This window comes from Paenibacillus sp. PastM-3 (assembly GCF_029893965.1).
Classification (GTDB): Bacteria; Bacillota; Bacilli; order Paenibacillales; family Paenibacillaceae; genus Paenibacillus_AQ.
On record NZ_JARXXP010000001.1, the window covers coordinates 363,232 to 376,444 of the forward strand.

Annotated in this window: 13 protein-coding genes, 2 pseudogenes and 1 riboswitch; of the genes and pseudogenes, 1 reads left to right on the forward strand and 14 read right to left on the reverse strand. The window is 45.9% G+C overall.

Annotated features, from left to right (window positions below):
- Positions 1-5: 5 nt before the first annotated feature.
- The 9 genes and pseudogenes from M2108_RS01645 to M2108_RS01685 form a co-directional block, all read right to left on the reverse strand.
- Positions 6-1,511 (reverse strand): S-layer homology domain-containing protein, encoded by a 1,506-nt coding sequence (locus M2108_RS01645; protein WP_277467664.1) that lies wholly within the window; start codon positions 1,509-1,511, stop codon positions 6-8.
- A 103-nt stretch (positions 1,512-1,614) separates the two neighbouring features.
- Positions 1,615-1,705, reverse strand: a riboswitch (cyclic di-GMP riboswitch).
- A 305-nt stretch (positions 1,706-2,010) separates the two neighbouring features.
- Positions 2,011-2,454 (reverse strand): ASCH domain-containing protein, encoded by a 444-nt coding sequence (locus tag M2108_RS01650; protein WP_277467662.1) that lies wholly within the window; start codon positions 2,452-2,454, stop codon positions 2,011-2,013.
- A 144-nt stretch (positions 2,455-2,598) separates the two neighbouring features.
- Positions 2,599-2,751 (reverse strand): annotated as a pseudogene (locus M2108_RS01655) (ABC transporter permease); the annotation flags it as partial.
- Between the two features lie 39 nt (positions 2,752-2,790).
- Positions 2,791-4,248, reverse strand: a complete 1,458-nt coding sequence (locus tag M2108_RS01660; protein WP_277467659.1) for a 4-hydroxyphenylacetate 3-hydroxylase family protein — start codon at positions 4,246-4,248, stop codon at positions 2,791-2,793.
- A gap of 367 nt (positions 4,249-4,615) precedes the next feature.
- Positions 4,616-5,455: a hypothetical protein gene (locus M2108_RS01665; RefSeq protein ID WP_277467658.1), complete on the reverse strand. Its 840-nt coding sequence runs from the start codon at positions 5,453-5,455 to the stop codon at positions 4,616-4,618.
- Between the two features lie 189 nt (positions 5,456-5,644).
- Positions 5,645-6,616: an ABC transporter substrate-binding protein gene (locus M2108_RS01670; protein ID WP_277467656.1), complete on the reverse strand. Its 972-nt coding sequence runs from the start codon at positions 6,614-6,616 to the stop codon at positions 5,645-5,647.
- Positions 6,617-6,656: 40 nt separating this feature from the next.
- On the reverse strand, positions 6,657-7,688 hold the full coding sequence (locus M2108_RS01675; protein WP_277467654.1) for a FecCD family ABC transporter permease: 1,032 nt from the start codon (positions 7,686-7,688) through the stop codon (positions 6,657-6,659).
- A gap of 1 nt (position 7,689) precedes the next feature.
- Positions 7,690-8,694, reverse strand: a complete 1,005-nt coding sequence (locus tag M2108_RS01680) for a FecCD family ABC transporter permease (RefSeq protein ID WP_277467652.1) — start codon at positions 8,692-8,694, stop codon at positions 7,690-7,692.
- Positions 8,691-10,079, reverse strand: coding sequence for a helix-turn-helix domain-containing protein (locus M2108_RS01685; RefSeq protein WP_277467650.1), 1,389 nt, complete (start codon positions 10,077-10,079; stop codon positions 8,691-8,693). Before M2108_RS01685 ends, M2108_RS01680 begins: the two co-directional genes overlap by 4 nt.
- A 371-nt stretch (positions 10,080-10,450) precedes the next feature.
- Here M2108_RS01685 and M2108_RS01690 point away from each other — a divergent pair, with 371 nt between their 5' ends.
- Positions 10,451-10,834 (forward strand): hypothetical protein, encoded by a 384-nt coding sequence (locus tag M2108_RS01690; protein ID WP_277467649.1) that lies wholly within the window; start codon positions 10,451-10,453, stop codon positions 10,832-10,834.
- A gap of 138 nt (positions 10,835-10,972) precedes the next feature.
- Here the strand turns inward: M2108_RS01690 and M2108_RS01695 are convergent, their stop codons facing one another.
- From M2108_RS01695 to M2108_RS01715, 5 genes and pseudogenes are all read right to left on the reverse strand, one after another.
- Positions 10,973-11,230: a bacterial transcriptional activator domain-containing protein gene (locus tag M2108_RS01695; protein ID WP_277467647.1), complete on the reverse strand. Its 258-nt coding sequence runs from the start codon at positions 11,228-11,230 to the stop codon at positions 10,973-10,975.
- A gap of 27 nt (positions 11,231-11,257) precedes the next feature.
- Positions 11,258-11,656: an AfsR/SARP family transcriptional regulator gene (locus M2108_RS01700; protein ID WP_277467645.1), complete on the reverse strand. Its 399-nt coding sequence runs from the start codon at positions 11,654-11,656 to the stop codon at positions 11,258-11,260.
- A 233-nt stretch (positions 11,657-11,889) separates the two neighbouring features.
- A complete protein-coding gene (locus tag M2108_RS01705; protein ID WP_277467644.1) occupies positions 11,890-12,159 on the reverse strand; it encodes a hypothetical protein in 270 nt (89 codons plus the stop codon).
- A gap of 140 nt (positions 12,160-12,299) precedes the next feature.
- Positions 12,300-12,672: pseudogene (locus M2108_RS01710) on the reverse strand (MFS transporter); the annotation flags it as partial.
- Between the two features lie 215 nt (positions 12,673-12,887).
- Positions 12,888-13,076, reverse strand: coding sequence for a hypothetical protein (locus M2108_RS01715; protein ID WP_277467641.1), 189 nt, complete (start codon positions 13,074-13,076; stop codon positions 12,888-12,890).
- Positions 13,077-13,213: the final 137 nt, after the last annotated feature.

Sequence of the window (13,213 nt, forward strand, 5' to 3'; positions counted from 1 at the left end):
CTGTATCAAGGAAGAGTAATTTTACGTTTTGAAAATATACCCACGGCATCTTTCCAGGTCATTTGAATGTTGCCATTACTGTACGGCAGCTTAACGTCGTAAATAGTCTTATTACCGAGTTGCTCCTCACGGTCGTTTTCTTGGTAGTAGGTCACATCACCTTTAAAGCTTAAAGTTCCTGTTGCCACACCGTTAAGGATTTTACCGTTAAACTGGAATTCTTTTGACTTATAAACAAGGCTATCTTTATAATTCCATCTCAAGGTAGCGTATACCGTTGTGCCGATGCTTGGAAGCTTATATTCCCTGACCCAAACTCTTCTGTAGACTCTGCCGTTGCCCTCAAATTCCCCTTCACCACCCGGCGACCTGTTTCCCCCGTCCAGATCTTCGCTCTCTGACAACACATACTGTTTATAGCTTTGAAAAATGAGTTCACTGTTGTCCACTTGTCCATTTGTGACTACCATCACGTTTGCAAACTTTTTAGACGCTTGGTTCACTGCAAACCATAGTTCATCTATAGATTCTGAGGGCATCATAAAAACCCCGTTGATTTTCTCCATTGGTTTTAGTCCATCGAAGGGGATTTCTTCTTCTGCAAAACTTGAGTTAGCCGGATTATAATGCGTAAAGCCCTCTTGATCTCCAGCTCTAAATGTATTCGTCTCTCCCATATTTATTGTAGTTACGCTGCCATCACTATTTTCCATGTATATGATTCCAAATGCAGAGCAGATCTCCTGAATCGGATAATAGTAAATGTTGTTCATCTTAACAGGTTGTGTTTTGAAATGAAGGGGCCTGTTATCAAGCTTAATAACCGGTGCATCATTAGATGCGTTGTGACTAACCTTATAAGTAAGGTTTGATAAAGGGATGTCTGGCAGCACACTGGCATCGGAACTCTGTGCTGGTCTTGGAAGCAACAACTCCACTGCCCCGAAATCAGACAGGTTCTTGATAAATTGCACGGCCTCAGCCCGTGTAAGTGTTTTCGAACCGTTAAATCCGGCAATTGTCGGCTGGTCGCCTGTCCCTTTAGCGAGGCCCTTACTGTACATGTAACGAATGGAATCGTCCCCATCATAGTGCACACCTTGCGTCGAAGCGATCAGCTCCGCTACGCGAAGCCGGCTGATCGGGCTGTTATGCTCCTCCGTGTCCGACGGATCGACAGGATAATTCAAAGATGAAGCGAGCTCATAGTAGGGTTCCGACCAACTCATAGTACCTTTCCGGATATCCGGCCTAAAGTTACGAATGAGCATGGAAAGGAACTCAGCCTCTGTCACCGCGTTATTAGGTTTAAATGTGCCGTCGTCATAACCGCTGACGATATTTTTGCTAACCGCCCAGGCGACACTGTCAGCTGACCAGTGGGACTTCATGTCCTTAAATGGGGCTTGCTGCTGTTGCTGATTGTCTGCAAGGGCACCCTGTACGGGGAAACTGACCATTGCCAAGGTTACAGCCGTTTGAAGCAATAACTGTTTAATCGATCTCCTCATCTGTTCTTTCCTTTCTGCATCCCTTTTAATACCATGATAAAAAGCTTCCTTAAAGTAAGGAAGCTTGGGGTTGAATGCAAAAAAATAAGCATTTAGACTGAATGAATGCAGACTGGCGATCGTTATTTCCCGGTTGAAATCGACGACCCATGCCTTTGCGTCCCGGCTTTTCAACCGGTTTGCCCCAAAATCTATCATATGTATGTAAGTTTTGTGAACAGTATAGCACGAAAGGTGAATATAAAAAACCTACATTGGTATTAATGTAACATTACCGACAGGCAGCTTTCCTGATGATCTTACCGGGACTGCAAGATTGCAGCGATAATTCCATATTGAGCAGCTTAATTCAGTCGGCAGCATATTTGATTCCATCGTCTCGTTTTACTAGTGATTAATAAGCAATGTAAAAATAACTATGTAGAATTTAAACCGAACATCGAATTTTTAAATTATATTTTTCGTAACCCCATATCCATTATTTAATTGTTTACACAGGTCATATCATCAACTCTTCGTCTATCGGATATTCCCATAGTCCCAGTTTCCCCTTCACAGGAATATAAGGCTTCAGCACACGAAAACCCGCTATTTCCCACGCAAAATAACCTGGACTGTAATCGCCTAACAGGAAGTCCTCACCCGTCACAACCTTCCCGCAATCCAGAATGGCTGACGTATGATCAGCGTCGATGACTTGATAACAATTTGTAAGCTCGCAAGTTGCAAGGATAACCCCCGTAGGAAGGTTTTGTTCCGTATAGCCATCCTTGACGAGTAAAGAACGTATGGGTTCATATTTGCAGGCCAGCTTATCGACTTTCTGGCTTGCGTGAATGGCCAATGGACCGCGATACCGCGTCTTCCAGGATCTTGTTTCATAGAGAGTCTCGCCTTGCACAAGCAGAGTCGCCCATGGTTGAATCATGGATAATACTTTCATTCCTCTACGCCCCATTTCGGTTCATAATGAATTACTATTCCCCAAACATTCTCGAGACTTTCCATACCAGCATAAAAAGGCGGTGTTGCCATGATAATATGCAGACTAAGCAGAATCCCCATCATCAGCAACTCCGAATGAAAAAAACTGCAACACATAGCCAGCAGCCAGCAGCTGAACGGCAGAGTGGACGGTACCTATAGCTATATCCTTTTCCAGTCCAAGCTTCTGCCAGATGGAGATCAGCATCGTTCCAATAACAAACAGCTTGAGAAATCCGGTTGGTGTTCTTTCCATGAAGTGGAGTTCAGGAGGGGAATTGCCTCGTCTCTGGAATCAGTGGGTTTCCCCGCGGTGCAGAAATTCATCAATCATCGCTTTGTATTTGTCCAGACTGTACCCGTTATACATTCGGGAAGTAAGCGTACGGGTGTTTCCAAAGAAAAAGCGTTCAAACTGTTTCTGTCTGCCGCCGAAGGGACCGATACCCAGTTCCCAGGTCAGCCGGAAAAGAGAAATCCGGTCGCAGGCTGATGTATCCTGTCCTTTTAGATACAGACGGATAAAGTCGCTGGCATCAGATTCCAGGTCCGTCTCGGAAGGAAGCATAATAAGGATGATGGAACTGATGTCCTGGAGCATACCCAGCATCTCCTGATAAAAAGAGGAATACTGCATCGCAGCAGCAATCAGCGGCTTTTTGGCTGGCACATAATAGCCCTTGGAATCCGGTTCTGCCATCATTTCCGAAGCCAGGCGAAGGGATTTCAAATTTTCAAGCATGGTCAAAATCCGGGATATCCGCTCTATAGTAACCGCTTCGAGAGCGATATTTTGTTCATCCGACAATTTAGAGATCAGGCCAAGGAGAAATTCCGTCTTGGCAATGTAGCGTGTAAGCACCTGATGACCGGCATGGCTGTGAAAATTCCCTTCGCTGAACAGCCGCTCTCCGATCTCTTCATTCCCTAAGTAAAAGATACGGTTGCGTGGTATGAACACGTGATCGAAGATAACCATGGCGTCCATTTCTTCAAATCTGCTGCTCAGCGGATGATCATAATGAGATGAGCCTGAATAACTCTCACGACAAATGAAGGTCATCCCTTCCAGATCATTGGGAACGGCAAATGCAAAGGCATATGGATTATCCTGTTCCTGCATGGAAGGGAAAGGTGAAGGGCACACCAGTATTTCATCACAGGTTGCTGCCTGCGTAGCCATCATAAAAGCACCGTTTACCACAATTCCGTTCTCATTGCGATCGATAACTTTAGCTGCAATGGAATCATCAACCTCGTCCACCAGCTCGGACAATCGGCTGGCAAACGGCTGAATGAATGCATGGGATAATGTGATGTCCTGACTGCGGCAGTATTGATAGTACTTTTTGAGATTATCTTCATATTCCGGATTATATTCTTGTAACAGATAAGCCGCGGTATATAAAGACATCAGCGTCGTGTTCATATAATCTGGTGATCTCCCTAAAAACCCATGGTGCTTCTCTACCCACAATTCCATCATGATTCTCCTGCGAACCAGGTCTTCCTTGCTTCTCGGTGCCAGAAAGGAAAGTCCGTAACGCTCCCCGTCAGTCCCGCTTTGATAGGTCATTTGTTCCATGATTTCCTTCTGATGCTGCATATCATACATTTCAGCTTGGGTCTTCATTAATCCGTTGAAGGCGGGATGGCTGGATAAAGGCCTTTTGATGGTTTTACCCTGATACCATATATTGATTTGCTGGCGGTTGATACGCTCGGTATATTCTTTGCCGTTCTTAACTGCCATGGCCCACCACCCCATTCATGAAGATTCAACGGTTCAGCCAATTTGACTAATCCAGTTTCTCTAAAATACGTTGTACCGTTAAAAGCAGTACATTGTCCATGTTCAAACATTTACTTCAGGTGACAGCCATGGATATACATTTTATGCTGATTCATTCCGCTTCACATAAGCAAAACTTGATCCCACAAATAAAAACCCGCGCTCAGCGCGGGTTCTAATGAAACATGTTCTTGTCCGATGACAAAATAAAATTCAGTGGATGGTGGTCTTTTAGTGGCCCATGCCATGGCTATTCGTTGTTACTGTCCCGCTGTAAACAACACTGGACACCCCATCAGCACTTGCCGCAGTCAGAATGGTGAATGAACTAATCAGTAATACGGTGGTCAATAACAAAAGCTTCTTTTTCATCATTGAACTCCCTCTCTATGATTTTTTTCATTATGTAGTGATACTCCTGCTGCTGGGAAGCATTGGCGTCAGTTCTAACAAGTTCATAAAAGGCAGTCGCTTTTTTAAAACCTGTCTCATCTTTTAGTCTACCACTTAATACAATATTTTCTATTATAAGGTTTATTGCATATTCTATTTTGCCTCTTTTAAAGGAGTAAATAGATAATAGATAGATATATTCTATGTAATAATGAACATCTACAGCAGGTGAGGAAGCATCGGCTTTTTCAACATAACCTTGTAATTCGTCCAGTGCCCAATCCACTGAGTAATTGTATTTTAACGCTGAGTCTAAGATGTTTAGCAAGCCGGCAGTAAATTCTTCTTTGTCACATGTCTTAAGAAATTCCACGTATTCAGGCAGAACTTTTTTGTCACCCTCAAGTAAATCAATAACAAAAGTGTTTGCAACAGCAATACTTTTATAATACACAATTTCTTTTAACGAATCTGCATCGTTAAGCTTTACCCAGCTTAAATTGGAATATCTTTTAATACATTCCCTTGCAGTTTCATAATTACCTAGCTTCTGGAGGGCAATCCCCTTTGCGCAAAGGCTAAAACCAAAATAGTAAACCAGCGAACGCTTGAGCATTTGGGCTTCTGATCCATTCGGATTAGTTGCATGTATGACTGAAACCACTTCAATAAGCTTGTCTGATATCTCTATCATTGCTGTCCAGTTATCTAAGGAGAATGAAGCTTTGAGCATGTCTATTAACGAATCTGCATTCATGCCATTAAGTTCCAACAAATTCTATTTCACCCCTTTATGCACCATTATTTAACAATTATAAGATCGTTTTGTCCTATGGTCAATTGTTTTGTGATTTTGTGAAATACAGAACTGCTCAGCTTATAAAAAAAGCCCCACACGTGGCATCAGGTTTAATGGTTATACCTGTCTGTCCATGGGGAGCATACACTTTATTCTAATTATGTTTTACTTACTGAATAGCTGCTCTGCATCATTTAGAGCCATGCTATGTCCGAGCGAGGAATAATCAAGCCACTTTTGCCCGTCGAGAACGTAAACATGATTATTTTTGACTGCTTTGAGGTTTTTCCAGATCGGATTTTTGGTCATTTCTTCATAATTGCTCTTTGCTACATCCCCTGTGCTGATAATCACGAAGATGGCATCGGCATCATAATCCGGCAGCACTTCCTTGGAGATCACCTGATAAGGCTCATCCGCAGGAATCTTCTCAACCCCGTCAGCCATTTTCAGCTTCAAATCCTCGAACATGATCGGACCCAGCGGACGTCTGGTTCCCATAACACGCAGCTCTTTTGCAGTCATGCGAATGGCCATTACCTTAGCGTCTGCACCAAGCTCGTTTTTGATCAAACCGCTAACCCGCTCTGCTTTTGCTGTATAGTCCTGAATAAAAGCTTCCGCTTCCTGTTCTTTACCAACATGTTCGGCAATGCGCTTCAGATGATCTGCCCAGGTGCCGCTGTCCATGCCGATTGTAACGGTCGGTGCAATTTTTTCGAATTTGGCCAGTTCTTCCCCGGAATATACTTCATCGATATAGATCACATCCGGTTTCAGGCCGAGCACAGCTTCCATATCCGGATCGGTGACAACACCGAATTTCGCTACTCCCTGCAGCCGGTCAGCCACATGCGGCAGGAAATCCTTCACATCCCCGCCTACGACGGAACCTGCAGGAGTAATCCCCAAAGCCAGCAGATTGTTAGTGATATGAATCGACATCGAAGCAATCTTGGCATTTGGATCGTGGGCAATAATATCTGCTGCAGATTCGGCAGCTTCCGTTGGTGCCGCAGATGCTTCAGCAGACGGTGAAGCCGCCGCAGAGGAATTTACAGTATCGTTAGATTGCCCGCAAGCGGAAAGTACAGCAAGCAAAAGTATGGACACGAGCATTAAGGTTATCTTTTTCATATGAATTCTATACCCCCGAGTAGTTTATGAATGTAGTAAATCAGCTTTTTGATTTGAACAAAAGATACAAGAAGTAAGGTCCGCCGATCGCCGCCACAACGACACCTGCCGGAATCGCATTAGGACGGAAAATCGAGCGGCCGACTGTATCAGCAGTGACCAGGATAAGCAGACCAAGCAGTGCTGCGACCGGTAAAAAATAGCGGTGCTGCGGTCCTGCCAGCCGTCTGGCAATATGAGGCGCGACCAGCCCAATAAATCCGATCCCTCCTGCCACGGAGACGCTTGCACATGACAGTGCAACAGCCATACCCAGCAGCGCAAGCCTTTCACGGGTCACATGGCTCCCGACACTATAGGCTATTTCATCGCCAAGCACGAAGATATCCAGCGCCTTTGACCGGCTGTAGATGACCGGTACAAGCACAGTAATCCATGGCAGCAGCGCCCATACATGAATCCAGTCCCTGCCCCATACACTTCCGGCAAGCCAGCGTGCAGTAAAGGCATAAGTCTCCTCATCGAGCTTCAAGGATAACAGCAATGTAACAGCACTTATTCCTGCAGCGACGGCAATTCCTACGAGGATCAGCCTTATTGGCAGGATTCCCCTGTGCCGGTCATAAGCGAACAGAAAGATAATCAGTGCACTCAGAACACCTCCGATAAAGGTGAACAGCGGGATCAGCACAGCCATAGGACCTTCCATTGAGCGGAAAAAGGATACAAAAATAATCAGTCCGAGTGCAGCTCCCGTATTGATTCCAAGTATGCCGGGATCAGCCAGTGAATTCCGTGTTGAGCCTTGAAATACGGCCCCTGATACACCAAGCCCGATGCCGGCCAGCATCGTCACGATGATTCGCGGCATCCGGTAATCAAACAGGATCATCTGCTCTTCGCTTGTGCCGTAACCGAACAGTGTTTTCCATACAGTCAGCGGAGCCAGTGAGATAGAGCCGGTGTTCAGGCTGATCAATATCACGGATATCGCCAGCAGTAGCAGAGCCGCACTAACGGTCAGAGCACGCCGGGCCCTTTTTTTCTCCAATAGAGCAATGTTCAGGTTCATCTTATAGGTCCCTCCCTTCTTTACGGGCAATATACAGGAAGAAGGGAACTCCGACCATGGCAACCATAGCCCCGATGGCGAATTCCTGCGGCGGATTAACCATCCGTGAGGCAAAGTCAGCCCAGACCAGCAGAATTGCCCCAAGCAATGCGGAAAACGGGATGATGATCCGGTAATCGACGCCAAGCAGGCGCCGGGCAATATGCGGCACAACCAATCCGACAAAAGGGATGGAGCCGGCAACTGCCACGGAGGAACCTGCCAGAATCACGGCCGCAGTTAAACCGAGGATGCGGATACGGTTTGTATGTACGCCCAGATTAACCGCTGTTTCCTCCCCAAGAGACATAAAGGTAATAGGCCGGCCCATGACAGTAGCCCACAGGACTGTTGCTATCACGACAGGTGTAAGAATCTGCAGATGCTCCCAGCTCACACCGGCGACACCCCCGGCATACCAGAAGGCCAAATCCTGGCTCAGATCAAAATAAATCGCGATTCCTGTACTGAGCGAGTGAAGAATGGCTGCAACGACAGCACCGGCAATCGTCAGCCTTAAGGAGGTCAGCCCTCCTGGTGTGGAAGCACCAAGCAGCACAATGAATACTGTAGCCAGGGCGGCACCTGCAAAGGAAAACAGAATAAGTCCCCAATATGACATCCCCGGAACAATGGCAAAGCATAGCGCTACGGCAAAAGCAGAACCGGCATTTACGCCCAGGATCCCGCTGTCGGCCAGCGGATTGCGTGTTACTCCCTGCATCACTGTTCCGGCTACCGCAAAGGCCATCCCGGTCACGACAGCTCCCAGTACCCGCGGCAGCCGAAGATCATGAACGATCTGATGCGGGGTTAGCGTGGTGTCGTAGTGAAATACCGCGGCCCACACCGTCTGAAGCGTTAATTCCTTGGCGCCGAAGGAAACGGCCAGAAAGATGGAGACTGCCAATCCGGCAGCGGCGGCAATAAACCATAGAATGATTAAGATTCTTGAATGTAATTTCATAGGGCTGCGCTCAGAAAGGCTCCTCCTATTTCTGTAGTTCCATGATTATGATAATCATCATCACTTATTATAAGTTTGCTGCGGATGGCCGAATGCTGCATCCAGGCCGGATTATTTTTCTGCCATTCATGAATGCGCCGCTTGTCTCCTTCTGTCTCCACGGCAAAAAAGATGAAGTCACAGTCATAGTCCTTCAACCCATCGGGAGTAATCGCCGTCCAGTTGAAGCCGGTACCTGCCGGATGCAGATTCATCTGCGCCTGTATCCGCTCGGGCGGAGTAAGCTGTAAGGATCGGTACAGGGCATGTCCGACATTCCTTGCCCCGTACATCCGCAGCTCATGTTCACGGCAGACACATACTCCGACCGTTCCCGATCCGGTTATCGAGCGCAGAGCCTTTCGCAGGTTCTGAGCCTTACGCTCATGAGATTCCAGCCATTTGACCGCTTCCTCCTCTCGGTTCAAAAACTCCCCGATCTTCAGCAGCTGAGTATAGATATCCTGGCTGACCCAGGGAATAGCTACTACCGGTGCTATATCGTTGATATGTTCCCTGGCTTTGAACAGCACATTATCCTTGCACAGGATCAGGTCCGGCTGCTCCAGCAGAAAATCCTCCCGGCTGAAATAGAATTCATCCTTGTATCCTACTTCCGCTGCGATTTCCTTTATAGGCTTATCTGTTAATAAGAGCATTTCTTTCGCCCTGTTCACCCGCAGATGGATTAGAAAAGCAATCGGTGATTTATCCATGGCCTGCTTAAAAACCTGAAAATAATAAGAAGGATGAAGCTGGGCCATGTCGGCCAGCTGGTCGATTCTAATATCCTCCTGGTAATGGTTCTGCAGATAATCCAGAGTCAGCTGTACTCTTAGATCTATATCGTTTGAGGCAAGCTCGGCATAACGTAAAAATCCATCGAGCATATCATGCAGATACTGCTGGCTGAGGAACGGATTCTGTATACGCCAGAGCTGGCCTTCGGCAACCAGAAGATTGAACAGCTGCTTGTACCGGCTGCCGCCCCGGAAATAGCCCTGAAGGGGAAATCCGGCATCACGCTGATATTCCCTGGATTTCTGGTCCTTTTTTAACAACCTGTAGATGTCAAAAGCAATCCAGAATAGCTGCAGCTCCTCTCCACTGCTGGCGGTGAGCTTAAGGCTGGTTTCCGGAGGATACATGTAGAGGGCATCGCGTTCGAGCTTAAGCGCCTGCCCGTTAACGTTCAGCTCTCCTTTTCCGCGGGCTATGTATAGGAGTGTATGATGCTCCGAAGGCTGGCCTTCCGCCCACTTGGGGACAGCAGAAGCCTGCCAGGCTTCTGCAATTTCATAATAAATCCCGTTAAGAAAGGAACTGCTCTTTACCTGTGCTAACATTGCGTTAAAGCTCCCTTCTATGTAAACCGGGGAGGTTCACAAATCGCTGATGATTAACTTAAAAAACACTACCTCGCGTGTAGTGTTAATGGACTAAAATAAGTCTAAAGATAATGATAATCACTATCAATTATATGAAATCATCTGTCTGCTGTCCATATGTTTAGAATTGAGAGAAATTTAAGGGCAGTCCCCTATGACTGATTATCCAATTGATTAAGAGATAAAGTATACAATCGATTCTAAATGATGTATGCTCAAATTAACTTATTAATGTAATTCCCATCAATTAGGGTGTTCCAGTACGCTGTGCTAATGCAAAAGGCGAAGGAACACCCTTCTTCCATTTATAAGTTAGAGAGGAGTGTTCAATGAAACATGTTGAAGAGCTCAAGAAAAAATACCAGGTGCTTGAAGAGAGGATTTCAAAATTTATAACTGAACATTCAGGTGTTGTGTATGTAAAGAATTCTGGAGATATTGCGGAAGGTCGCATATTCACCTGGGCTGTTATAAGTTCAGATGACAAGGTTCTACAAGCTCAACTTAGACTTGATTATGTAACGATTTCAGAACTAGCCAGACAGAGGTTGGAGCAAATTCATAGTAGGTACATTGCAGATTTTGACCGGAGTCGTGAAATAGTGCTTAGTTATATAAGACAGGATTCTATGCTGTTAAAGATCCTTTCTTTAGAAGCCGCTGCTGAAGTTGCTAAGAATGAAATGCGTCTTCAAAAATTTTTACTTACTTAAATATATTACATAATCGCCAGGCCTTTGCCTGAAGGGACTTTTTCTGATAAGTGCTTCTTTATAAGCAGCGGCGGTAGATCAAGACTCAATAAACAAAGTCTTGATCTACCGCCGCTGTTGTTGAATTAATGTTTCTCATTAGTTTTTTTCGATCCAGTTTACTACCTTCTCATGTAGCTTTTGCGGTAGTTCCACTCCCAATTCTTGCCGATAGGCCAGTTTAAACGCGGCGTAATGCCTGCTCAGCTTCCCGGTGTCACCATTGTCGGCATAGACCTGCATCAGTATTTCGTTCATCTCTTCCTGCAGCGGATAAATCGTCAGATAGTCAGTCAAGCGCCGTTCCGCCTTCTTCCATTCCTCCCTGGCTATGTCTAATGCCACCAAACTACGCATTATACTGGTATACTTACGGGCAAATGCCTATTCAAGCGGTGCCTTCCAGAGATACGGCTTGCCGTCGAGTAATGGTCCTTGGTACAGGGAGCATAGCCTTCCCGCTTCACTAATTTCCCGCAGTCCAGCCCCGTAATCTACTGGAGACCTTTCGAACAACAGGGCATCGTAGGTCATACTCCCCGACTCCAGTCTGTAGCCTTCGCCCGCTTTCAGAACATCCATACCGATTACGTGTTCCTTCAATATTTTCTTTAAACGGTAGACAGTGTTGTGTAAATTATGCGTAACCCGTTCCTCGGCCATGTCCGGCCACAGCAATTCACCCAGCCGCCACTTGCTGATGTCCTTTCCCGGATGACACAGGAGATAAGCGAACAACTCCTCGGTCTTGCGTGTCGGGAACCGCACAAGCGTTCCAGCCATCTGCCGGATTTCCAGCCTGCCGAAGCAATTAATCGTCCACGTTCCCTTCGCCTCTTCTATAGAAGTCGCTCATCTTCCACGATGACGGTACAAAACATAGGTGTCTCCCTCTGCAAGTGTAAATTCTATATCAATATTCTATGGGCAGATACATCGTAACCGTCGTTGCTTGTCCAACTTTGGAATGAATGGACAATCCCGCTCCGGTAATCTGATTCATGCGTTTGCGGACATCAGCAACTCCAATCCCTGCATTTTACAACATGCTGCCCGTTCAAGGAGAAACAACTTTTTACAATGCCAACATGACCATTAAAATCCTTTTCCAATTGCGCAGTTCGAGTTACATCAGATACCAATTGCTCACCCATATAGATCTTGAATTTCTCATCCGGCGTAAATAATGGCATTTGATCGGAAATTCGCTTTTCATCGGTTTGAGTTGCATTTGCATCCACCAGTTCTTTCAAATCCATTTTTGCTTGAATCGTTTGTAGTGACATTAAGTTGTCCTCCTTGAGTTAATTAACTTTATTTAATCCAACATTTGTTGAAAAAAAGAGAAGCCGTGTCGGTATGATTAATTGCCGCCGGTGTGTCACCGGGAGCTGATTCCAAGAGCCTTACGTATGAAGTCTCGGGCAGCCAGTAATGATACAGCTCCGAAAATAAGACGCCACCCTGCATAAGTACCGAAAAAAGTGCCAAGCGGAACTCCCAGCGCCAATGCCAGCGGGGTTCCAACCATCGCTATGGCCATCGCTCTTCCTTTCTGCGATTCAGACACCATGCGCCGCGCATAACCGGCCGGCGTCTCCACCCGCGGGTAGCCGTTGTCAAAGGAATGGCAGCTAGAAGAGATCCAACCGCATGGAGAGTGACCAATCTGGCAGGCTTTCCGTAAGAATACAAATGAATCCTGCCATGGCCAAAGCCAGCAGCCCGACCCACGGAAGACGTTTGGATGACGACACATTTGCAACATCTTTTCTTGTAATAGAAGTGTAGAGGAAAATTCTTTTAATTCCAAAGAAATATCCTGATTTTATAAGGGGTATCTGTGACTATCTTTTACAAATGACGTTCGTAAAGAGAAACAATGCAACGTATTTATCTCGGAATTGTACTCTTGTGAAACTACGTTCCCGGTCAGCCTCAACTTAAAAATAATGTAAAATCAAAATAAAGCCGATCCCCCAGGGATCGGCTTATTTCTGAAGCGTCGCTAATATCAATCTTGTCTGTTCTCCACCGATTTCATACGGTTTTGATCGTCAGTCGGACGGTCATGGCTGAATTCCTGGCCTGCTTCCACCTCACCGTGCCCGCTGACACTGCGTGCAAAATGGGTGAACTGTCTTTTTTGCTCATCCAGTTCATGTTTTTTCTTTAGAAGCTCCTTCGGATCCTGAGTTGTCATATCTTAGCCTCCTGGAAAATCAGATCTTACTGCTTTTGTTCTTTTTAAAGTTTTCCATTATATCCAAGTGCTTATTCACCTGCGCAAAAAAAGACCGCCTCTCTTGAATAGAGACGATCTTCTATACTCCGGTTGGA

Bases quoted from the DNA above. Each gene is read 5' to 3' on its own strand.
- M2108_RS01645 (WP_277467664.1), bottom strand. From the start codon at position 1,511: ATGAGGAGATCGATTAAACAGTTATTGCTTCAAACGGCTGTAACCTTG.
- M2108_RS01650 (WP_277467662.1), bottom strand. From the start codon at position 2,454: ATGAAAGTATTATCCATGATTCAACCATGGGCGACTCTGCTTGTGCAA.
- M2108_RS01660 (WP_277467659.1), bottom strand. From the start codon at position 4,248: ATGGCAGTTAAGAACGGCAAAGAATATACCGAGCGTATCAACCGCCAG.
- M2108_RS01670 (WP_277467656.1), bottom strand. From the start codon at position 6,616: ATGAAAAAGATAACCTTAATGCTCGTGTCCATACTTTTGCTTGCTGTA.
- M2108_RS01675 (WP_277467654.1), bottom strand. From the start codon at position 7,688: ATGAACCTGAACATTGCTCTATTGGAGAAAAAAAGGGCCCGGCGTGCT.
- M2108_RS01680 (WP_277467652.1), bottom strand. From the start codon at position 8,694: ATGAAATTACATTCAAGAATCTTAATCATTCTATGGTTTATTGCCGCC.
- M2108_RS01685 (WP_277467650.1), bottom strand. From the start codon at position 10,079: ATGTTAGCACAGGTAAAGAGCAGTTCCTTTCTTAACGGGATTTATTAT.
- M2108_RS01690 (WP_277467649.1), top strand. From the start codon at position 10,451: ATGAAACATGTTGAAGAGCTCAAGAAAAAATACCAGGTGCTTGAAGAG.
- M2108_RS01695 (WP_277467647.1), bottom strand. From the start codon at position 11,230: ATGCGTAGTTTGGTGGCATTAGACATAGCCAGGGAGGAATGGAAGAAG.
- M2108_RS01700 (WP_277467645.1), bottom strand. From the start codon at position 11,656: ATGGCTGGAACGCTTGTGCGGTTCCCGACACGCAAGACCGAGGAGTTG.
- M2108_RS01705 (WP_277467644.1), bottom strand. From the start codon at position 12,159: ATGTCACTACAAACGATTCAAGCAAAAATGGATTTGAAAGAACTGGTG.
- M2108_RS01715 (WP_277467641.1), bottom strand. From the start codon at position 13,076: ATGACAACTCAGGATCCGAAGGAGCTTCTAAAGAAAAAACATGAACTG.